Source organism: Salinispirillum sp. LH 10-3-1, from assembly GCF_030643825.1.
In the GTDB taxonomy this organism is placed as follows: Bacteria; Pseudomonadota; Gammaproteobacteria; order Pseudomonadales; family Natronospirillaceae; genus Salinispirillum.
In genome coordinates, this window is the sequence record NZ_CP101717.1 from 120,414 (window position 1) to 142,232 (window position 21,819).

Here is a 21,819-nt window from a genome sequence, read left to right on the forward strand (position 1 = left end):
CCTCCCCTTTTACAGCGAGTACCTGCATGCGCGGCTTGGTCTTGGCGTTCAGCGCCTATTTCGTTTGGGGTTCGTTCCCTCTGTTCTTCAGCTTGCTGAATCATGTCGCACCGATGGAAGTATTGGTGCAGCGCATCGTTTGGGCTTTTCTTGCCACCTTGGTGGTCATTGTGCTGATGCGACGTCGCGCGAGCTATGTCGCGCTGTTGCAAAATCGCCGTGCTATGGCCTGGTTGCTGCTGTCGGGTGTGCTGATTGGCCTGAATTGGTTGGTATTCATTTGGGCGGTGAGTGTGGGTCGGGTGCTGGAAACCAGTTTAGGGTACTTTTTAACGCCCTTGGTCAGTTTGATGCTTGGCCGCATTTTGTTGAAAGAAACAATGAATCGCTTTCAGGCCGTGGCGGGTGCATTGGCCGCCGTTGCCGTGTTGTTTGAATTGGTGGCTTTGGGGCACTTGCCTTGGGTGTCATTGTTGCTGGCGGGCAGTTTTGGATTTTACGGACTGGTGCGCAAACAACAACCGGTCGATAGCTTACAAGGTTTGAACGTCGAAGCTTTGGTGTTGTTGCCTGTGGCGGCGATCTGGCTGCTGTGGCAAGTGAGCACCGGCGGAGTTATTCAGTTCGGCAGCGACTTGCGTACGACCTTGTTGCTGGTGGCGTCGGGTGCGGTGACCGCTGTGCCTTTACTGTTGTTTGCGGCTGCGGCGAGGCGCTTGGACCTAACGGTGGTGGGTTTCATTATGTATGTGAACCCGACAATGCAATTCTTGACCGCCGTGTTCATCTTTAACGAACCCTATCCGCCGCTGCGCCTCGTGACCTTCGCCATCATCTGGGTCGCCATGGTGGTGTTTATGCTCGGGTTGTGGCGCAGCGCACAACAACGGCGACAGGCCGCTCGTTTAGTCTGACCTCTTAATCGTTGACTGCGCTGGCCTGCAGGCCACCGGCCGGTATGCGGTCTTTGCCCCAACTGCGATACAGGTAGCCCTTCACCTGTTCCAGCTCTTCCTCGGTAACCAAGGCGGGTTCGCCGCTTTCCAAGTGATCGAAGTGAAAAATGTAGAGGCGGGAGGCGAACTGCACAAAGGGTAGGGATGCCTCGCCATAGCGCTCACCCTTGTCCGCCGTGCTGACCACCACGTCATCGCCCCAGTCTTGCCCGCTGTCGTTGTTGGGGTTATAGAAGTAGAGCCGCATCACATCATCCGGGTCTAAAGCGACGCGCAATAAGGTGATAGCGTGCCAGCCAATAAAGCGTGCGGCGCTGTCTGTTACGGCAATGCCCGCAGGCTGTGGGTGAATGATGGGCTGATTGCCGTTGTAGAACGGGTGATAGGAGGCGTAGAAGTGGCGTAAAAAGTCATCGATCTCCATCAGCGAGCCGGTGCTCACATCCACATTGATGCGAAACCCGCGGCCGGACCACCAACCGTGAAACTCCGGGTTTACCCAGCGGTGCGGATCGCCTTCACGGCCGATGCAGCGTCGCCCCATTTCGGCGTAAATGCGATCCAAATGGGGCACCACCAGCAAGGACACCGCATCGAGGTCTATGGGTAGGCTTTGCGCCACGCCGGACACGCTGTCGCCAGAGGAAATCGGCTGCCCTTCAAAGTGCATAACCACTTCGTCGTCACGCGCCGCCCACACCACCATCTGCAACAAATAATCCGGGTCATTATAGGCCCACATCGATAAGGCTCGGGCTGACTGGCAGGTCGGGTTATTGCCCTGTCCCACGCCCAGCGGCTGCCCCAGCATACAGAGCACGCCTTCCAGCAGGCGAGAGCGTGGCGAAACGGCCTCACCAAACGCCAATGCCAAGCGTTCGCGCGACCACGGCGACAGTATTAGCGCTAATTGCCGCCATAAGGCTGGGGCCAGCGATGGGTGGTAGAGAATGCCGCGCTCCAGCATCAAGGCCAGTCCATAGATCGCTTGCGGCGTCAGCGGGTGCACGGCCTCGGCAATCAGGGCTTTCACCAGCGGGCGATAACACAGCCAGCAGTCACGCCCGGTAGCGGATAAACCCAGTGCCTCGGGCAGCAGGAAGTCGTCATTGTCGTTCAGGTGACGCAAGAAGACCGCATGATAGGCCGACACGAGCCCTGTGTCGTGCATAGCGCGGGCGAAACCAGTGGCCTCACTTTGCAAGGCGCTGTCGTCCATCCGCTCAAGGCGCTGTTGATAAACCTCCAGCCCTGGGTCTTCCCGGCACGCGCGCGTTGGACCAAACAGGCTGCTGACCAAGCGATCAGCGCCTTGCCCGCTGGCGCCCAAGTCAATGTCGGGGTCGGCTTGGCAAATCGCAATCTGCGTCACCATCTGTTTAACCGCATCGACCTGGATGGGGCGTTGCTGCAAGATACGCCAAATCTCACCGATCAGCTGATCAATCACATGCTCAAAGCCAATGCGTGCGGCGATGTGCTGCAGTAGGTTTCTCGGAACTTGCGCCAAGCGTCCTTGTGTCTCCCGTTCCGCTTCGCTCGGCGGGGTAAACAACATGGACAGGTTGGTTGCCAGAACTTGCGTGAGAAATTGGTGCGCTTGTTCAGCTGTCAGCTGCTCGTGTACGTATTCGCCTTTGCTAACCGCTAAAAAACGCAATTCACTGAGTGACTCGATCACCACCGTTTCCGCCGCTGGGCTTTGCAGCGAAAAGCGCGTTAATGCTGGCAGAAGCAGCTGCGGGGTGGCCCAGTCCGAGCCTAGGAAGATACCGGCGCGCTCGATGGAGGGCATGCGTTCTTCCAGTGTGGCACAGCCGGCGTCCTGCATTAGAACGCGGCGCGCCGTATCAAAGACACGACCGATCTTATTCACCTTAGCGAACTCGGGTGCCGCAGCCAACAAGGCTACTGCGTCATCCAACTGCTTAAGCAAGCCTTCTAGCCGGTTAGCCTGAGACGTTGGTTCAGATTTCTCATTGGTCACGCACTGACTCCCGCACAAATCAGAGGTGAAGCGGACGCTACAGCCACGCCTCAGCCCGGTTCACGCTAAATGTAAAAATCCAGATCTTCCTGGTGCTTAAGCAAGCGCTTCATTTCATCCGGATCTTCACCGGCGAAATATATTAACCCCCAATGGGTGCCAAACGCGGTGCGCTTGGTGACAATTTCTTCCATGGGTGTTGTCAGTTCGTGTGATTCAAAATACGGGTGGTCTTCCGTTTCTTCTGGTATTTCCAGCTTGCTGACCACTCGTCGGCGCGGATACACACCGAAACATCCGGCGTGCTGTTTAGCATCCGCTAATTCATCCGGAAAATAAGCCGCGACTTCTTCTGGCGTCGATTTGGGGTCAAACACCAGCATGGTCGCTTGGTAGGCATTGAAGCCCTTGTAAACCCTTTCCAGCAATTCAAACACCTTAAAGCCGGGCGGACGATACGCTACTTCACCAAAATACATGGTGCCGTCGCTGGTCACAAAGTATTCCGGGTGAATCATGCCGAATTCGATGTCGAAGGTTTTGATCAGTTTCTCGATCTCGCCGGTAATTTGCGCGCGATATTTCTCCAACTCGGGTGATGCCGGTACAAACACCGAGTAACCCAAGGTGACGTATTCAGAAATGTTCAGAAACTGAATTTTGCCGTCGTGAATCCAGGCTTCTACCGCGAACTCCCATCCATCGAGATGCGACTCCATGAGCGAGGGAAACTCATCATCTGGAATACCATCGACGTCATCCGGCGTGCGGATCACCCGGTGCCCCAAGCAACCGGCTTTGTCGAAAGCCTTGAAGTGAATCGGATCGTTCGGATCACCGTCCAGTTTTAGCAAGGTTTGATTAACCCGCTTCAGAAAGCGAATCACGTCTTCGCGATCGTGCGCTTCCTCAAAAATACCCACGCGTATACCACCCAACTGAGCGCGGCGCTTCATCAGCGACTTATCACGCATTAACATGCTTTGGCCCAGCAGCCTTGGGTTATTCAACAGCACCGCGTTGATGGCACCGGCCCATTCGACCGTCTCTTCGAACAATGGAATAGCGACATTGACGCCCATTTCTTTCAGCGTTTCGGCAATTTCCATCGATCGGTCATTCAAACGCTCAAAGTTCCAAGGAACGTATGGAATGTCGTGTTTTTCGCAGTAGTCTAGCGCCCAGTCTGGCGCGACAACGACGTAGCGACGGTCAAAATTTTCAGCCGCTTCAATGGCATTTAAACTCCAACCTAATAGCGCGATGTAACCCTTGTTTGGATCGTTCTTCATAAGAGAGTCCTCTTGTGTAGAGTGACGGATCCAACCTCTCGATTGCACCAGCAGAGACCCCACCATACGCTAACGGTGGAGGTCCGTACACTTAGGTGCCGGGTTTATACGGGGGGTTGACGGGACAACGGCCTTGACCGCTTACTGAGACTGACCCAGGCGGGGTCAGAATTACGGCTTGGTTTATTTTTCTTAACGCAAAAAAAAGCGCACCCCGATGAGATGCGCTAAGTACCAACTACCACAATGAAGCCGGTCACATGAAAAGGTTTGGTGTTAAATCCGGTTTTCTGTTTTGAGGTCGAAGAACACCGCTTTGTCCATGTTCATCAAGAACGTCATGGTGTCGCCCGGCGGCACAGCCTCCGTAGGGTGTACACGGCAGTTCACCTCTTGGCCGTTCATGTTCACCAATACCAGGGTGTCGGCACCGGTCGGCTCGACCACATCGACCTTACCGTCAAACTTTACCATGTTGGGTTGGTCTTCTGCGTAGGGGACAACGTGCGTAATCTGTTCCGGGCGTATACCCAGGATTACGCGGTCACCCACACGCGAGCGAACGGTTTGCTCTTGCTTGGGGATCGGCAGATGGTGCAGGGTGCCGGAGACTTCCAACGCTACACAGACTTCATTTTCAAATTCCACGATGTCGACTTCAATGAAGTTCATAGCCGGTGAACCCATAAAGCCTGCGACAAAAAGGTTCGCCGGGTCGTCGTACACTTCTTGCGGCGTGCCGAACTGCTGCACGTGACCGTCTTTCATCACGGCTATGCGGTTAGCCAGCGTCATGGCTTCGATCTGGTCGTGCGTCACGTACACAATGGTGGTGCCTAAGCGCTGGTGTAGCTTCTTGATTTCGGTACGCATTTCAACGCGCAATTTGGCGTCGAGGTTGGACAGTGGTTCGTCGAACAGGTAGATCTTTGGATGCCGGGCTAACGCACGGCCCATGGCTACACGCTGGCGCTGACCACCGGACAATTGGCCGGGCTTACGCTTCAGCAGGTGCTCGATCTGCAGCAGGGCAGCGACGCGCTGTACTTCCTTTTCAATCTCTTCTTTCGGCAACTTGCGAATTTCCAAGCCAAAAGCGATGTTCTTGTACACGTTCATATTGGGGTAGAGCGCGTAGGACTGAAACACCATGGCGATGTCGCGGTCTTTCGGCATCACGTTGGTGATGTCGTCGTTGTCGATGCAGATCTGGCCGGAGGTGACTTCCTCCAAACCGGCGATGCAGTTCATCAAGGTGGACTTACCACACCCCGATGGGCCAACCAAGATGATGAATTCGCCATCTTCGATGTCCATACTGATGCCCTTCAGAATATCAGTACTGCCGAAGGACTTTTTTACGTTATCAATAATTAAACTAGCCATCTGTGTTTCCTCTGTGCCAACCGGTCTACCGCCGCTTGGGTATGAATTCGTTTGTCAGGGAGCCCATTAACCTTTAACAGAGCCCGCTGTTAATCCGCGTACAAAATACTTACCGGCGATGACATAAACCGCCAGTGTCGGCAGGGCAGCGATGATGGCCCCGGCCATGTCCACGTTGTAGCGGCGCTCACCGGTGGAGCTGTTCACCAAGTTATTCAGACCAACCGTCACCGGTTGTGATGACGGGTCAGAGAACGACACGCCAAACAAAAAGTCGTTCCAGATCTGCGTGAACTGCCAGATCACACTGACTACCAATATAGGGGTCGACAACGGCAAGATGATGCGCCAGAAGATACGCCAGAAACCGGCGCCGTCCAGCTGCGCGGCTTTGATCAGCTCACCGGGAATGGTGACGTAGTAGTTACGGAAAAACAGCGTCGTGAACGCAATGCCGTACACCACGTGGGTGAAGATCAGCCCGACAATGGAGCCGCTGATGCCTAGCTTGCCCAATACCATGGCTTGCGGTAGCAAGATGGCTTGGAACGGCAGGAAGCAGCCAAACAACATCATGCCGAAGAACAGGTTGGCGCCTTTGAATTTCCAGAAACTCAGTACATAGCCGTTCAACGCGCCGATCACGGTGGAAATGGTGACCGCCGGAATAACCATGATGATGGAGTTGATGAAGTAGGGTTTCAGCCCGCGCTCTGAGCGTGCGCCGATCTGCGCTTCGCTCCACGCCAAGCGCCACGCTTCAGCGGTCCAGGTTTCTGGCCAGGCGATCAATTGACCGAGACGGATCTCATCCATGGAACGGAATGAAGTGGTGATCATCAGCATCAACGGCAGCAGGTAGTACAGGGCCATGATCGCCAATATGGCGTACAGAATGCTGCGGCCGGTGATTTCGGCGTAACGTTTATTGGTCATTTTAGTCATCTTTCTTCACCCGCAACTCGGAATACAAGAAGGGCACCAGTATGGCGACGATACCCAGCAACATGATCATGGCCGATGCCGCACCGATGCCCATTTGTCCGCGGTTGAACGAGAACTGGAACATGAAGATGGCGGGCAGGTCAGAACTGATACCTGGGCCACCGCCGGTCAGCGCCAAGGCAAGGTCAAACGACTTGATGGCGATGTGGGCCAGCATAATAAAGGCGCTGAAAAATACCGGGCGCAGGCTTGGAATGATGATGCGCGTATAAATCGTGATGGGCGACGCACCGTCGATTTGCGCGGCCTTGATGATGCTGTCATCGACGCCACGCAGGCCAGCCAGGAACAAGGCCATAACAAAGCCGGATGACTGCCACACGGCGGCAATGACCACGGTGTAGATGGAAAAATCGGGGTTTACAATCCAGTCGAAGCGGAAACTTTCCCAGCCGAGACTGATCATAAATTGCTCCAAGCCCACTTGGGGGTTGAGCATCCACTTCCACACGGTACCGGTCACAATGAACGAGAGCGCCATGGGGTACAGATAGATGGTGCGCAGAGCGCCTTCGGCGCGAATACGCTGGTCGAGCAAGATGGCCATCAGCAGGCCGATGATCAAGCAGATAGCGATGAACAGGAAGGCGTAAACCCCAAGGTTTTTCAGGGCTACCATCCAGCGTTCATTGGCAAACAGGCGGACGTAGTTGTCCCACCCGACGAAATCGTAACGCGGCAAGATCCGCGAATTAGTGAACGACAGAACCGCTGTCCAGATAACAAAGCCATAGACAAAGATCAGCGTGATCAGCAAGGTCGGCGAAACGACGAGCTTGGGTATCCAGCTGGCGAGTCGGTCTCCCAGACTGACGTGTCGCGTGCGACGCGTGGTGCCGCTCGTTGACTTGGAAGAGAGTGATTGGGTCATGGATAGATCCTGTGGTCGTAAAAAAGCCTGATCCATTGAACGAGTGGTGCCGAGAGGCGTCCGTTGCAGTATAGGTCAGGCTTTTGGGTCGTGCTGAGGCTCATCTGGCCGCAGCCGAATGAGCCTCGACAGTGTTAGCCGTTACTGAGCCGCGCGGACTGCGTTGGCCAGTTGACGTACGCCGTCTTGCGCACTCATGTTGCTGTTGAAGTACGTAGTCACCACGTCAAAGATCGCACCGCTCACTGCTGAGGTGGTGGACATGCCGTGCGCCATTGAAGGCACCAAGCCAGAACCAGACTGTGAAGTCTCCTGGAAGGTGTTCATTGCACTGACTGCGCACTCATCGAAAGGCGCCATATTCTGGTCCAGACGAACGGGAATAGAGCCTTTGTTCAGGTTGAAGGTTTCTTGGAACTCCGGTGACAACACCAAGCGTGCCATCGTTTGCTGAGCTTCTACGTTCGCTGTATTACGCTGCGAGAACATCGCCAGCGAGTCAATGTTGAAGGTGAAGGTACCGTCTGTGCCTGGGAAAGGAACACACAGGTAGTCACTGCCTGGGCTCATGTTAGCCGCTGAGAATTCACCTTTTGCCCAGTCACCCATGAACTGCATACCGGCTTCACCACGAATAACCATTGCGGTAGCGATGTTCCAATCACGGCCTGGTGAGCCAGCGTCGATGTAGTTACGCACTTTGCGGAACTCTTCAAAGGTTTTCAGCATGTCAGGGCCTGTCAGCGCTGCTTGGTCGTGTTCAACGAAGGCACGCTCGAAGAATTCAGGGCCGCCAACGCTCAACGCAATGGACTCGAACGTAGTCGCGTCCTGCCAAGCCTGACCGCCGTGTGCGATGGGCGTGATGCCTGCCGCTTTCAGCTTCTCAGCGGTTTCCCACAGTTCCGCCATGGTGGTCGGTACAGAGGCACCGGCGCGCTGCAAGGCTGAAGGGTTAACCCACATCCAGTTTACGCGGTGTACGTTAACCGGTACGGCAACATATGAACCTTCGTGCTTCATCACGTCCGATACGACGGGTGGCAGTACGTTGTCCCAGCCTTCGGCACGGGCTACGTTGTCCAGTGTTGCGAGGAAACCAAGGTCACCCCATTCCTGAATTTCCAGACCTTTGATCTGAGCTGACGCCGGTGGGTTGCCGGAAACGGCACGGGCGCGCAATACAGTCATGGCGTTTTCACCACCACCACCGGCTACCGCGAAGTCTTTCCACGTATGGCCTTCGCTTTCGACCATTTCTTTCAGCACGCTGATGGCGCGCGCTTCACCGCCGGAAGTCCACCAGTGCAGCACTTCTACTTCACCAGCAACAGCGCTGGTGGCCATAGAGCCTGCGAGGGCGGCGGCAATGACAGTCTTTTTAGCGTGTTTCAATGAGATACGGGTCATGAGAGTCGATCCTCTGCTTTTTTGTTGTTATCAATAGGCACGTCATTACGTGACGAGCTAACTCTAGTTCGGGGTGGGTATGAATACACGTAAGATAGCGCAACCTAATGTAACGCCGCGCTTCGTGCGGTAAGTGGGTGGCGAAGACTCGGCTCGGACACCTGCACCCAGCGGGCTGCGCGGTGCCAGACTAATTGTAACAAGGCTGTTACAAAACCTATTCGCGCGGCAGAAATATACGCACTTCCAAGCCCGCACCCATGCGATTCCGCAGGTGAATGTCGCCACCGTGACTGTGTACGATGTTGCGCGCAATGGTCATGCCCAAGCCCGTACCGCCAGTGTGTCGGCTGCGTGAGCCTTCGAGGCGCACGAAGGGGTCAAAAATGTGTTCCAGTTCCTGTTCAGGCACACCGGGGCCGTCGTCCAAAATGATGATGGTGACCGCTTCTTCGGTTTCCTGCACCTCCACCCAGGCTTCAGTGCCATAGAACACCGCATTATGGATCAGGTTCGACAGGCAGCGCTTCAGCGCCATAGGTTTGGCATACAGCACGGCGGGCGACCGCACGGTCAGATGCACCTGACGGCGTAGCACAGCCACTTCTTCTTGTATGGCTTCCAGCATTGGCTGGAGCTGTACCAGACCAGTTGGCTCGTTTAAATCGGTGCTTTGCGCCAATTCCAGCGCGCCTTGCACCAGTTGTTCCAGCTCGTTCAGGTCTTTATTGAGCTTTTCCCGCACTTCTTCATCGTCCAGCAGCTCGGCGCGCAGGCGCAAACGTGTAATGGGCGTTTTAAGGTCGTGCGATATGGCAGAAAACAGCAGGTCGCGGTCGTTGATAAAGGTCAGGATGCGGCGCTGCATGATGTTAAAGGCACGCGCCGTTTCGCGGACTTCGTAGGTGCCCACCTCGGGCACTGACACCTGGTGAATATCTCGCCCCAGCGACATGGCCGCGCGCGACAGGGTACGCAAGGGCCGAGTCAGCCAACGCACAATGAACCAGCTGCTGACCATCAGCAGTACCAGCAGGATCATGGTAAACGCCAGCTGTTCCGGGGTGTAGGGGGCGACCCCTTCGACCACGTAGGGGTCGGGCAGCATTAAACTGGCTAGGTACAGCCAGTCGCCATCTTCCATGCGCATCTGGGCCACCAAAACGGGGGCGGGCGGGTTCATCACTAGATTATTCTGCACCCAGCGCGAAGGTAACTCAGAAAACAGCACACCGGTGTTAAACACACGCAGCTTGTCCGGATAGGCAAAGTCGACATCAATGATGCCAACGCGCTGCCCGACGCGGTCACGAAACGCCCGATGGTAGGCGTCGATCAACTGGCGCTTGAGGGGATTGTCGCGCACCGTTTCGTAGTTCACGAACTCCTTGTTCACGCTGAGGAAGAATCGACTGCCGCCCAGATTGCGCTGTTGGTCAACAATGATGTGCTGGAATTCTTTCGGCAGGCTTTCGAAGTACATGACTGTTTGCGCCATCGACACCGCAAGGTCCTGTACACTGGCCAGCGCATCCGCTTCTTTACCGCTTTCGATGTACTGAATCCAAATGGTGGTAGCTAGGAAAAACGACCCGCCCACCGCTAACACAATGACAGACAGCAGGCGGCTGAACAGCGAAGAAAATATCCGAACCCAGATGCTGCTAATACGCCCGAGCAGGTTCATGTCAGAGATGCTCGACGCCGGTGGTCAGCAGATAGCCTTGCCCGCGCACCGTTTTGATCAGTTGCGGCGACTTGCCATTGTCATCCAGTTTGTGACGCAGTCGGCTGATCTGTACATCAATGCTGCGATCATAAGGACTCAGTTCTCGCCCTTTTAGGCGCTGGAACAGGTCTTCACGACTGAGAATTTCGCCCGGGTTGTTGATGAACAATTGCAGCAGGTCAAAGTCGGCACCGTTGAGTGGGATCACATCACCTCGCGCATGAATCAATTGACGATGCTGCGTGTCCAGAGTCCACGGGCCGAATTGGATTTTCTGCGCTACGGCGTGTTCGCGAGTGTGGCCGCGATCCTCCACACGGCGCAATACGGCTTTAATGCGGGCCAGCAGCTCGCGCGGATTGAACGGCTTGCTCATGTAGTCATCAGCGCCCAGTTCCAAGCCGATGATGCGGTCGGTCTCGTCGTTACCGGCGGTCAACATGATGATGGGAATGGCGGAAGTCGTGCGCACTTTTTTACACAGGGAAAAGCCGTCTTCACCCGGCATCATGATGTCGAGCACGATGAGGTCGATGGCCTGCTTATCCAAGCGCGCCATCATCTGTTGCCCATTGTGTGCGGTGCTGACACGGAATTGATTGCGCGTCAGATAGGTGTCGAGCAATTCGGTGATCTCATGGTCGTCGTCGACCACCAGCACATGGGTGTATTCGCTTGCATTATCCATGGGCACTGATTTTATTATTGGAATAACGACTAGACTATATTACAAGGGTTTCAGCGCAAACCATTATAAAGTAACAATGATGTTACAAAACAACAGCCACCGCATGCACAAACTCGGAGAATCCTCCTGCTCATGAACGAAAGCTCTGCAAGCTCAGATGAGCAACCCGTTGCAAATCCAGACTTCACGCGCTTGGATGCAGCGACCGTGCACGCGGCCCGTGAACGGTTCGCCGCCATTCAGCAGGGCCGTATGGAACGCGTGCGCCAGGTCTTGCAACCGCAACAGCAAACCTGCTTGTCGATGTTGCCCTTGCTGTTGCATCTCAACAGCAGTCTATTGCCGGGGTTCATCAGCATGGACGTGCCGGCCGGTGTGCTGGGCTATACCCCCAGTGAAAACACCTTGAAGGTGACAGAGCAGTTTGCCCGACAGTTCCGGTTCAGCTCGAGCATGGTGGATCGGGAGCGAGAAATTGTCAGCGTATTTCTGATGGGCAGCCCCGGCAGCGTGGCACACAATGTTCGCAGTGATCTGGATATCTGGATATGTCATCGCCCGGCGATGAACCCAGAACGATTGGCACGCTTGGTGGAAAAAACCCAGGTGTTGGAGCGTTGGGCCAAAGGCTTTAATTTGGAAGTGCATTTTTTCTTGATGGATGCAGCGCGTTTCAGTGGGGGGGAGCGGGAAACTCTCACCGGTGAATATTGTGGCAGTACGCAGCACTATTTATTGCTGGATGAATTTTACCGCACGGGCGTGCATCTGGCCGGTGCTATTCCGGTGTGGTGGTTTGTGCCGCCGGAATTGGAAAATGACTACGACAACACCGTCCGGCGTCTGTTCGACAACGCCTTATTGCGCCGCGACGAAGTGGTGGATTTCGGCAAAATAGACCGGATGCCACAAGAAGAGTACGTTGGAGCCGCCATGTGGCAGCTGTACAAAGGCATAGATTCACCGTGGAAGTCGCTGCTCAAATTGCTGCTGTTGGAAGCCTACGCGCACGAACCCAAGCAAAACCCCAGCATGCTGTGCCACAACTTCAAACAACTGATTTACGACAATCAGCTGGATCTCAACGACCTTGATCCCTACGTGATGATGTACCGGCGCATTGAGCGGTTGTTGTGCCAAAAAGAGCAGAAACAGCGCCTCGAATTGTTGCGCAAATGCCTCTATTTAAAATCCGGTGTTGCCCTCAGCAAGCCCTTGAACAAGGGGCGGGCGAACTGGCGGCGGGCGCTGATGGAAAAACTCACCTTGGAATGGGCGTGGTCTGGGTCGGATTTAGCCGTCCTAGACGATCGCGATAGCTGGGGTATTCAGCGGGCGTTGGAGGCACGCAATGAGATCATGCGCGAATTCACGCAGAGTTACCGCAACCTGACGCGCTTTGCCCAACAGCACGGCGGTCAATCCATCATGAGTCGCGGTGACATGCGGGTGCTGGGGCGTAAGTTGCACACCACCTTTGAGCGCAAACCGGGCAAGATCGACATTCTGAACGAGCAGATCGCGCCAAATTTAAGTCAGGAAAAAGTCACTTTGCACCAATTACCGTCGCGCGAACGCGGCACCTATTTATGGGCTGCCTACGTCGACCTGCTGATGACCGACCTCAAAAAATACCCGCCGCCACTGAAGCACGCACGTGGTTTCATGGAGGTACTGTTGTGGAGTCATTTGAATGGCTTGCTGACCGGCCACCTGCATGTGCCGGTTTACACACAGCGCAGCAACCTCAGTGATTTTGAAGTGAAGGAATTGATGTCCAGCCTGAAGCAGTGGCTGCCTTTTCCGTTGCCTGCACCGCCAGCGACGACCTTTCAAGAACCGTCGCGCACGCAAAAAGTCATGGTGTATGTGAACGTCGGCGTCGACCCCATGGCCAAGCTGTCGAAGCGTGGCTTGCAAAAAATCTCCAGTCGTATCGACTCCTTAGACTACAGTGCCTTGGGTGAAAATCTGGTGCGCACGCTGGATGTGGTCACCGTCAGCACCTGGCATGAGGTCGTGTGCACACGTTACGACAGTGCCGATTCGTTGATTCAGTTCCTCCAAGCGTTCTTCAGTCAGCTGTATCGTCAGTCGGATACCTTGCCGGAAATTGACGTGCAAAGCTTTTGCGCCAGCCGCGCCGCGGCCACCATGAAGCGGGTAAAAGAGCTGCTGCAGGACATGATCCGGGTGTTCTTTCAAAGTGAAAACAGCGAGCACACCCGCTATTTGATCCGCATTGAACAGACCTTTTACCTGTGTCAATTTCACCAAGGGCGTTTTTACGCACAGCCCGCACCGACGGTGCGTCATCTGTACCCCTTATTGGCACAAGAACAAACCGAGTTCAGCCCATTGGTGTTGGATGCTAACGCCATGTTGCGCCACAGTGGGCTGAAGCTGATTTTGGAATCGGCGAAACCGGGCCAAATCGTCGTTTGCTATCAGTCTGAGAAGTCACACCTGTCGTATTGGATTCTGGACGAAAACGCGACGCTGTTTCAGGCCAGAGTGGTCAATAACGGCGTCAGTAATCTGTTGAATCATTTGTACCGTTTCTTGCGCAGCGTCGAATTGCAGCAAATGGCGCAAGATGAAGCCGAGTCCATACTGGATCTGGATTTATTGGCACGGCGCCGCATCAACTTTTATGAAGTGCGGTTGTCACGCAATAATAAACCGGCACACCTGAGCCACTGGCCCGGTGGAGAAGACGATGAACTGGACGCAAACCCATTACAGGTGTTGGTGCAATTGGACAACGGCGGCAAGCCGTTTTATACCCTCTATGTCGACGACGAAGAATTCAGCTCGCTGACTTTGGGCAAGGAGCTTTTTGCGCGCGTCGCTGACCGTATCATGAGCTTTCGCCAAGACGATCAACGCTACCCCTGTTTCATCACCGACTTACAGCTGTCGGATGACATCAAGTCGCGTTTGCCGGGAGGGCGTGCCCAAACTTACCACTATCTGCTGTATAAACAGCGGATCGAGACGCAAATCAATCGCTACATTCAACAGCCCGACGCGAGCGCAGATCGAGAGCAAACCGGTGCTGCGCCCGAGCAATAAAATCCCTATACTATGCCCTTGAATTTTTCGAGAGCCATTTCCATGCGCGGATTGCTCATTGTGCTGCTCAGCCTGGTGCTGTTGTCAGCCTGTGGTTATAAGACAGACCTGACGCTCCCCGAGCCGACGCCGCCGTCTTCTACCAGCTAAATGCCTATAACGAACCACCGATCCACGGAGACGAGCGACCATATATGAGTACCTTTGTTTATCGTCAGGGCGTTTTGCACGCCGAAGCCTGTGCTGTGCCTGATTTGGTACGTCAATTCGGATCGCCATTGTATGTGTATTCCAAACAGGCCTTGCTGAGCCAGTTCCAACGCTATCAAGACGCCTTGGACGATCATGACGGCCTGATCTGTTTTGCCGTTAAAGCGAATTCCAATCTGGGCGTCCTCAAAGTACTGGCTGATGCGGGGGCGGGCTTTGATATCGTCTCCGTCGGTGAGCTGGAGCGTGTATTGCGCGCTGGTGGCCGCCCTGACCGCGTGGTATTCAGCGGTGTGGGTAAGCAGCGCGACGAAATTGCGCGTGCGTTGGCCGTTGGTATTCATTGCTTCAACGTCGAATCCTACCCTGAGCTGGAACTGATCAACACTGTAGCCATGGAGCTCAAGGTACAGGCACCCGTCTCGTTGCGGGTAAACCCCAACGTTGACGCGGGTACGCATCCCTATATCTCGACCGGGCTGAAAGCCAACAAATTCGGTGTGCCGGTGGAGGATGCAGAAGCCTTCTACCGTCGCGCCAACGATTTACAACACATCGAAGTGGTGGGTGTGGACTGCCACATCGGCTCACAGCTCACCGACACCGCCCCTTTAGCCGAAGCGTTGGACAGCTTGTTGGAGCTGGTCGACCGTTTGGCCGCCAGCGGCATCAAACTGAGCCACGTGGACATGGGTGGTGGTTTGGGCGTCAGTTACAAAGACGACGAACAAGCGCCGGACATTGAAGCCTACATCGAATACATCAAAAGCCGGCTGGCACCGCGCGGGCTCAGCCTGGTGTTAGAGCCAGGGCGTTCGATAGTGGCCGATGCCGGTATCTTCGTGACTCAGGTACAGCTGCTGAAAGAAGGCGAGGAAAAGAACTTTGCCGTGGTCGATGGCGCCATGAATGATCTGCTGCGCCCCGCTTTGTACGGAGCTTGGCAGCGCGTACAGCCGGTGACGATGACAGAAGGCCGTGACGTACGTACCTGGGATATCGTCGGGCCAATCTGTGAAACAGGCGACTTTTTAGCCAAAGACCGCGACCTAGCACTGCAGACCGGCGATTTACTGGCTATTATGCAGGCAGGCGCTTATGGCTTTGTGATGGCTTCGAATTACAACACGCGGCCACGTGCGGCGGAAATCATGGTGGATGGCGCGGCAGTGGCTTTGGTGCGTCGCCGTGAGACCTTGGATGATCTATTAGCGCTGGAACAGGGGGCGCTCTGATGCGCATACACTTCACCAAAATGCACGGCTTAGGCAATGACTTCATGGTCATCGACGCCGTGCGGCAGGACGTCAACATTACACCAGCGATGGTGCAAGCGTGGGGCGACCGTCTATTTGGTGTGGGGTTTGACCAACTGTTGATTGTTGAACCGCCAACGCGGCCGGAAGTGGCCTTTAAATACCGCATTTTCAATGCAGATGGTGATGAAGTTGAACAGTGTGGCAACGGCGCGCGGTGTTTCGCTGCCTATGTGACGCGCGAAGGCCTGAGCAGCAGCTCGTCCATCAAGGTGGAAACGGCTGGTGGCATCATTGAGCTGCAACTGCTCGACGACGGCTTGGTGCGTGTAGATATGGGGGTGCCGCGCCTGCAACCTGATCAAGTTCCGTTCAAGGCGGAAGCCTTTGCGCCGATATACACCTTACCGCTGGAAGATTCTGCTGGCTCATCCGTGAAGTTGAGCGCCGTATCCATGGGTAATCCGCATGCGGTGCTGATGGTAGAGGACGTCGACAGCGGACTGGTACCCACGTTGGGGCCGGTATTAGAATGCCACCCGGCGTTTCCGGCGCGGGTGAATGTAGGTTTTATGCAGATCATCAATCGCCAGACCGCACGCTTACGGGTTTACGAGCGTGGTGTCGGCGAGACCATGGCCTGTGGTTCCGGTGCCTGTGCCGCCATGGTTGCCGCGCGGTTGCAAAACAAACTGGACGCCACAGCCACCTTGCAGTTGAATGGCGGTGAGCTCGAACTGAGTTGGGAAGGCGAAGGAAAGCCAGTCTTTATGACCGGCCCTGCCACCTTCGTGTTCGATGGCACCATTGAGTGGGAGGAAGGACAGGATGGTTAAAACACAGATTTCGCCGGATGAAGTAGAAGCCTTTTTGGGTGAAAACCCCGGCTTCTTCGAAGGGCGCGAAGGCCTGTTGAAGACCATGCGCCTGAATCACCACAGCGGCCAAGCCATCTCGTTGTTGGAAAAACAAAACGACCTGCTGCGTAAAGAACTGAACAGCCACCGCGACCGCTTGCATCACCTGATCGCCATTGCGCGCGACAACGACCATTTGTTCCTGCGCCTGCGTGCCCTGGTACTGGCGCTGGTTGAAGCCAGCAGCTGGAACGGTATGCTCACCGCCTTGCGTACCGGTCTGACGGCCAATTTCCAAGTGGACTATGTGCGTGTTGTCGCGTTGGAAAGTTGGTTGCTGTCGGGCGCCTCAGAAATGATGCCCGCCAATCGTGCCAGCATGAGAGGGCTCATGCCCGTGCTGGTGGACGAACGTAAATCGTGGTGCGGCCAGCCTGAACCCGAAGCAGCCTTGATGCTGTTTGGCCAAGACATCGCACCCGATGTGGGCTCCGTTGCCTTGTCGCCGCTGCTCTACGACGGCCGCGTAGTGGGCGTACTGGCACTGGGTACGCACGATGCAGACTACTTCCGCTCCAGCATGGACACCCTCTTTCTCACCTATGTCGCCGAAGTGGTTAGCCGCTTGGCGGTTCATTGGTTAACGCCGCCGGAGTAGAACAGACTGCCGTTTTTACTGCTCTACCCAGCGGTAGGGCGGGTATTTATACCCGCAGGCTTTCCAAACTCGACGAACTGTTGCTAGGGGCCACTCACTATCTGCCTTACCCAGCAAAGGTGAACGCCAAATTTGTTGTGTAAAGTAAAGACGATGTTATATTTTGCCACCCGCCCGTTGACGACTGTCCAATTTGCATACTTTTGAGCTTTTGGAAATTCTCAAAAATGCTTTAGGGTAAGGGTTAAAAAGGAAGCCATTCGCTGCGGCTTGTAACACTGCGAATAAAGCTAATAAGGACAAAGAATGAATAGCGTTCTCCCATTAAATTTTTATCGCGTTCAATTCGCTTATTTATTGTTCTCATCCGTAACAGCTTCGTTCTCTCTCTATTTGGTTTGGCACTACAGCTCAAATGACCTGTCTACTTCACGATTGGGGTTGGTACTTGGTCTTGCATCTCTCGCTGGCTTCGCCCAATTCGTTTTCCTGTCTTTTCAAAGCATACATTCAAGGGAGCGAAAATTAAGCTTACGGCTATCGGTCTGCGCGATATTGGCGGTATTACTACCATTGGCTCTCGGTGGAAATGTGCCCATAGCACTCTTGGCGGGTGCAATAATACTGTCAATTTGTGGCGCATTTGTCGCAACAGCCAGTGTCGCCATCATTCCGCAGACATCGCCCAAGGAGCATGCAGTAACCGCTTTCTCCCATAAAACGGCCATGTTCTCGTTCGAGCCGTTGCTGGGTCCAATGCTTGCTGGTGCGGTCTTGACCTATTTCGGTGGCACCGGCTATTTGATGGGAGCAATTGCTTTCCTTGTGGTGATCCTAGTACTTTTCTCTCAAAGTGATTTTCATACGCAGTCGGTCGAGCCAACCCAAATGAAAGCTGGGTTAAATGGGATCAAGCTATTGTGGGGTGTGCGGACTGAACTTTGGATTGCAACGATATCAGCAATATTCAACTTTGCTTTCACTCCATTCCTTATCCTTATAATGCCACTCGTGATTTTGGATAACTTAGGACTTGGGCCTCTGCATGTAGGGCTCATGCAGGGTGCTTTTGCAGCTGGGCTTTTCTTGGGCAGCTCATATCTGGTGAGGGTTGCCAACTTACTGTTCGGGTCAAGATACTCCATAGTTGTTGGTGGTGTTGCTATGTCCTTGGCTATTATGTCATTCGCGGTTGTTGAGAACTTTATTTACCTGCTTGGCGTGCAAGCGTTGGCAGGTATGGGACTGGCACTCTTCAATGTTAACGCCACAAAAATACGCAGTTTGGCCACGCCGATTCAGTATCGCTCAATGTTGGAGTCATCCTTCATGCTTGCATGCATGTCCACTATTCCAGTGGGAATGTGGGTGTTTGGTACGTTAGCGGCCTACGGGACCCTCAATGTCGCATTACTTTTTTGCGGTGGATGCTTACTCATCGCATCAGTGATGGTTCTTGCTGTCCCCTATTTGTCTTCACTAGCAAAAATGAAAGGTGAGGTTTTGGACGGTGCGTATGCCCGCTATTATCCCCAACTGTTTTCACTTAAATAGCTGTGCAAAGTCAAAGCCTTGCCCAAGAAGAGTTGGCAAAGTATGGGAGGACGAAAATTGATAGAAAGCGGCGTGAAGGGGGCGGCTATTCGGTCGCATAGTCTTTTATATCCTCTCCAATTGGTGCCATAAGGGCACCTTGAGGGAGTAACGCGACCACTACAGGGCGTCACGTGAAATACTACCGAGCTTCCCTAGGTACTTACTTGAATCGGTACAGCACGTCGCCCTAGAACTTGGTGCACATACGCCAACCCAAGCAGCGTTAAACCCAAGCCCATAAATGACGCGACGCGCCACAAGCCTGTCAGGTCACTCATATCGACAATAAAGATCTTGGCAATCACAAGCAGCAGCAAACCCATTCCGCCACGATACCAATCTCGTTTCTGCCGCCAACTGCCGAGCAGCATGGCCAACACGGCCAGTACGAGCCAGGCTAGAGAGTAGCTGTACAGTTCGCCGCTCGACATACGGTTGCCCCACCACAGTTGGCCGTGCCACAGATGACGGACTTCCAAGGTAACAAACCACCACAGCGCACCAGCCGCAACAAAGCCTAGCGTGCGGCGCAGTTCAGTTACGCCCCAACGGGTGGCGAGCGCAAACAGCAACACTGGCAAGCCGTAGCTGAGCAACAACAGGTTGGCGATCGGTGTGCTGCCCACGACATCGGCGCGCTGCCACAACGGGTTTTGCACCACCGCTAACCACAGGTACTGAACGACGGAGGCGCTTAATAATACAGTAGCAGCCAAACCCAACAGCGCCGCACTGGTATCGGCGCGGCGGGCGCGCACTGCGTACACGATACCCAGGGCAGCGAGCACGCTGGTGTACAGGCTGGCTTCGGTAAAGGTGTACCGCCATGCGAAGACTTCGCCTTCGTACAGGGCATAGCGCACACAGACGGCAATAAACAAGACCAGCAGGTGCAACATGGCGCCCTCTAGCCAGCGTTGCGTGTCTTTCAGTCCGGTCGCTAACCAGCGCGCCAAGGCAACTAAGGCCAGTGTGCCGCCGTAAGTCCAAAATACCCAAGTATCGCCCGCTAAACGACTACTGGTGGCATAGTCCGGTAACCAAGGGTTGAGGGTCAGGCGCACGATGATCAATGTCATCACGGCGCGCAGCAACCAACGCAGTATCGGCAGCTCAAAGCGCTGCATCAGCCAAACGATGGTCGCTACTTGCACGGCCAGTGCTAGAGTCAGGCTGGCGTGTGACAGCGCCATGACCGCGGCCAAAGAATAGGCGGCATGGGCCGCAATAAACCACCACACCACTTGTGCGTCTACTACCGTTTGCCAGCGACGGCGGGCACGGTCGGCATAGAACGCGCCCAGTCCAATGCACACGGCAGCCCAATACCATGCGTCGAAGCTCACATCGCCAAGCATCCACGCAGTAGCCAGTGCCATTAATGGCGTGAGCGTGGCGAGCGATAAGCTTAAGGCGGGATAACGGTTTTGGCGGTAGGTGCGCATCGAAAACCAAAGTACTAAAACAGAGACTAAAGCCAGCATTACAAATAAGGTTGGTGAGTCAGTGCTGGTAGTTATAGTCAGAGGCCACAGCGAGCCCCAATACAGGTGGGTCCCAAGTACATTTAAGAATAATAGAATGACCGCAGCCCAAGGTATCAGCTTAAGAGATTCATCAAGATGTCTTGAAGAACAGACTACGCCGAGCATGAATAGCCAATGAATTATGTAAAGCTCTTGTCCAATGTCTGCTATCAGCGCTGTCACGAAGAGTAATGCAAGTAATCCCAATGCAGTATCGCGCTGCCTTGGAGTGGAGAATTGAAAGAAGGATAAAAGGCTGCTGCACAGCGGGTCGTCTTGGTACTCGGGTATTTGTTTCCACCGACCATAAGGTAGTGTGACTAACAATGCACCCAAGCCGAACAAGTAGATTGGCAAAAATGCAGAAACGTCAGGCTGGTCAAGTAAGAGCCAACACCAGCTTAGAGCGCCACCAAGGATGATATAGAACAGCCAACTGCGATAAACGCGACTTAGTAGCCAAAACCCAGAGCCCGCAATGATCAAGCAGTAGCCTAATAGTATTCGTACGTCGCCGCTTTCATCTCCCAACAAAGCAGGTACAGCATAAGCACCCACTATCCCGATGATGGCCAACAGCGGGCCATGTTGTAGGCTCAACGCCATGGTGCCTAAAGAAACCAGTGCGAGTAGCACAAACACTAAGGTATTAGGCCACAATTCATAAAGGTGTACGGAAGCCAGCAGCGTGGCGTAAAGAATGACGCTGGCTCCGGCGGCCAAGCCAGCGAGCGATTCATAACGCAATCGAGCTCTTCGGCGCAGTACTTCGGCCGCGCCGTGCAGCAAGAAGCCGGTGATCAAGCCCAGTGACAGTCGCGCCTGTGGGCCTAAATAGTCTTGCTCGATGGAGTAGGCGGCCAAGAACACGCCAGCCAGCCCCACGCAAATGGCACCCAGCCACACCATCCAGTGGTCTTTCAGGTGAGTCCACCAGACCAACGTTTGTGCTGCGCGCGGCGGGGCGAATACGAGGGGTTCAGGTGTGGATGTTGTATTACTGGAATCCGCCGTGTCACTAGGAAGATCCAAGTCTAAGATCAGATCGTCTTGTTGGATGGCCTCGGTGGCAAGCGGTTGGGCTGCAGGCTCTTGAGCGGGGGCTGATGGCGTCGTAATGGCTGGCGCGCTTTCGGACGATGCGAGCTGCGCTTCTAATGCGCTGATTTGACCGCGCAACCGACGTACGGCAAAGAAATTGACCCAGCCGAGCAAGCTGCCCGACAGCAGCACAAACACGATAGCAAGCAGTAAGAGTATTTCGCCGTCCATCATTCCATTCCTTGTGTTGCTTTGCGCCCGTTACCTTGGTGCGCT

Annotated in this window: 16 protein-coding genes; 7 read left to right on the forward strand and 9 right to left on the reverse strand. The window is 54.6% G+C overall.

The annotated features are described in order from the left end of the window. Window positions 1-26 precede the first annotated feature (26 nt). Window positions 27-914, forward strand: a complete 888-nt coding sequence (gene rarD, locus NFC81_RS00565; protein WP_304995587.1) for an EamA family transporter RarD — start codon at window positions 27-29, stop codon at window positions 912-914. A gap of 4 nt (window positions 915-918) precedes the next feature. Here the strand turns inward: rarD and NFC81_RS00570 are convergent, their stop codons facing one another. From NFC81_RS00570 to NFC81_RS00605, 8 genes are all read right to left on the reverse strand, one after another. Next, window positions 919-2,943: a hypothetical protein gene (locus NFC81_RS00570; RefSeq protein ID WP_304995588.1), complete on the reverse strand. Its 2,025-nt coding sequence runs from the start codon at window positions 2,941-2,943 to the stop codon at window positions 919-921. Window positions 2,944-3,008: 65 nt separating this feature from the next. After that, window positions 3,009-4,235: a carboxylate--amine ligase gene (locus tag NFC81_RS00575; RefSeq protein WP_304995589.1), complete on the reverse strand. Its 1,227-nt coding sequence runs from the start codon at window positions 4,233-4,235 to the stop codon at window positions 3,009-3,011. Between the two features lie 276 nt (window positions 4,236-4,511). Then, complete coding sequence (locus NFC81_RS00580; protein ID WP_304995590.1) at window positions 4,512-5,621, reverse strand: sn-glycerol-3-phosphate ABC transporter ATP-binding protein UgpC; 1,110 nt, start codon at window positions 5,619-5,621, stop codon at window positions 4,512-4,514. Between the two features lie 66 nt (window positions 5,622-5,687). Beyond that, window positions 5,688-6,557, reverse strand: coding sequence for a carbohydrate ABC transporter permease (locus tag NFC81_RS00585; RefSeq protein WP_370529879.1), 870 nt, complete (start codon window positions 6,555-6,557; stop codon window positions 5,688-5,690). A gap of 1 nt (window position 6,558) precedes the next feature. Further along, window positions 6,559-7,497, reverse strand: a complete 939-nt coding sequence (locus tag NFC81_RS00590) for a carbohydrate ABC transporter permease (protein ID WP_304995592.1) — start codon at window positions 7,495-7,497, stop codon at window positions 6,559-6,561. A gap of 141 nt (window positions 7,498-7,638) precedes the next feature. Beyond that, the gene (locus NFC81_RS00595) at window positions 7,639-8,907 is read right to left on the reverse strand and encodes an ABC transporter substrate-binding protein (RefSeq protein ID WP_304995593.1); all 1,269 of its coding nucleotides are present in this window, start codon (window positions 8,905-8,907) and stop codon (window positions 7,639-7,641) included. Between the two features lie 217 nt (window positions 8,908-9,124). After that, the gene (locus NFC81_RS00600) at window positions 9,125-10,594 is read right to left on the reverse strand and encodes an ATP-binding protein (RefSeq protein ID WP_304995594.1); all 1,470 of its coding nucleotides are present in this window, start codon (window positions 10,592-10,594) and stop codon (window positions 9,125-9,127) included. A gap of 1 nt (window position 10,595) precedes the next feature. Beyond that, on the reverse strand, window positions 10,596-11,324 hold the full coding sequence (locus NFC81_RS00605) for a response regulator (RefSeq protein WP_304995595.1): 729 nt from the start codon (window positions 11,322-11,324) through the stop codon (window positions 10,596-10,598). 132 nt (window positions 11,325-11,456) lie between these two features. Between NFC81_RS00605 and NFC81_RS00610 the strand changes: the two genes are divergently transcribed. From NFC81_RS00610 to NFC81_RS00635, 6 genes are all read left to right on the forward strand, one after another. After that, entirely contained in the window at window positions 11,457-14,399 is a 2,943-nt protein-coding gene (locus tag NFC81_RS00610; RefSeq protein WP_304995596.1) for a class I adenylate cyclase, read from the forward strand. Window positions 14,400-14,441: 42 nt separating this feature from the next. After that, a complete protein-coding gene (locus tag NFC81_RS00615; protein ID WP_304995597.1) occupies window positions 14,442-14,549 on the forward strand; it encodes a lipoprotein in 108 nt (35 codons plus the stop codon). A gap of 44 nt (window positions 14,550-14,593) precedes the next feature. Then, entirely contained in the window at window positions 14,594-15,844 is a 1,251-nt protein-coding gene (gene lysA, locus NFC81_RS00620) for a diaminopimelate decarboxylase (RefSeq protein WP_304995598.1), read from the forward strand. Next, the gene (gene dapF, locus NFC81_RS00625; protein ID WP_304995599.1) at window positions 15,844-16,701 is read left to right on the forward strand and encodes a diaminopimelate epimerase; all 858 of its coding nucleotides are present in this window, start codon (window positions 15,844-15,846) and stop codon (window positions 16,699-16,701) included. The genes lysA and dapF overlap by 1 nt, the downstream gene beginning before the upstream one ends. Continuing rightward, entirely contained in the window at window positions 16,694-17,380 is a 687-nt protein-coding gene (locus NFC81_RS00630; protein ID WP_304995600.1) for a DUF484 family protein, read from the forward strand. Before dapF ends, NFC81_RS00630 begins: the two co-directional genes overlap by 8 nt. Before the next feature lie 306 nt (window positions 17,381-17,686). Next, entirely contained in the window at window positions 17,687-18,934 is a 1,248-nt protein-coding gene (locus tag NFC81_RS00635) for an MFS transporter (protein WP_304995601.1), read from the forward strand. A 194-nt stretch (window positions 18,935-19,128) separates the two neighbouring features. Here NFC81_RS00635 and NFC81_RS00640 read toward each other — a convergent pair whose 3' ends face one another. Further along, a complete protein-coding gene (locus NFC81_RS00640; protein ID WP_304995602.1) occupies window positions 19,129-21,777 on the reverse strand; it encodes a DUF2339 domain-containing protein in 2,649 nt (882 codons plus the stop codon). Window positions 21,778-21,819 lie beyond the last annotated feature (42 nt).

Coding starts and splice junctions, on each gene's coding strand:
- dapF (WP_304995599.1), top strand. CDS start 15,844: ATGCGCATACACTTCACCAAAATGCACGGCTTAGGCAATGACTTCATG.
- NFC81_RS00595 (WP_304995593.1), bottom strand. CDS start 8,907: ATGACCCGTATCTCATTGAAACACGCTAAAAAGACTGTCATTGCCGCC.
- NFC81_RS00610 (WP_304995596.1), top strand. CDS start 11,457: ATGAACGAAAGCTCTGCAAGCTCAGATGAGCAACCCGTTGCAAATCCA.
- NFC81_RS00580 (WP_304995590.1), bottom strand. CDS start 5,621: ATGGCTAGTTTAATTATTGATAACGTAAAAAAGTCCTTCGGCAGTACT.
- NFC81_RS00635 (WP_304995601.1), top strand. CDS start 17,687: ATGAATAGCGTTCTCCCATTAAATTTTTATCGCGTTCAATTCGCTTAT.
- NFC81_RS00590 (WP_304995592.1), bottom strand. CDS start 7,497: ATGACCCAATCACTCTCTTCCAAGTCAACGAGCGGCACCACGCGTCGC.
- NFC81_RS00585 (WP_370529879.1), bottom strand. CDS start 6,557: ATGACCAATAAACGTTACGCCGAAATCACCGGCCGCAGCATTCTGTAC.
- NFC81_RS00575 (WP_304995589.1), bottom strand. CDS start 4,235: ATGAAGAACGATCCAAACAAGGGTTACATCGCGCTATTAGGTTGGAGT.
- NFC81_RS00600 (WP_304995594.1), bottom strand. CDS start 10,594: ATGAACCTGCTCGGGCGTATTAGCAGCATCTGGGTTCGGATATTTTCT.
- NFC81_RS00615 (WP_304995597.1), top strand. CDS start 14,442: ATGCGCGGATTGCTCATTGTGCTGCTCAGCCTGGTGCTGTTGTCAGCC.
- NFC81_RS00640 (WP_304995602.1), bottom strand. CDS start 21,777: ATGATGGACGGCGAAATACTCTTACTGCTTGCTATCGTGTTTGTGCTG.
- lysA (WP_304995598.1), top strand. CDS start 14,594: ATGAGTACCTTTGTTTATCGTCAGGGCGTTTTGCACGCCGAAGCCTGT.
- NFC81_RS00630 (WP_304995600.1), top strand. CDS start 16,694: ATGGTTAAAACACAGATTTCGCCGGATGAAGTAGAAGCCTTTTTGGGT.
- NFC81_RS00605 (WP_304995595.1), bottom strand. CDS start 11,324: ATGGATAATGCAAGCGAATACACCCATGTGCTGGTGGTCGACGACGAC.
- rarD (WP_304995587.1), top strand. CDS start 27: ATGCGCGGCTTGGTCTTGGCGTTCAGCGCCTATTTCGTTTGGGGTTCG.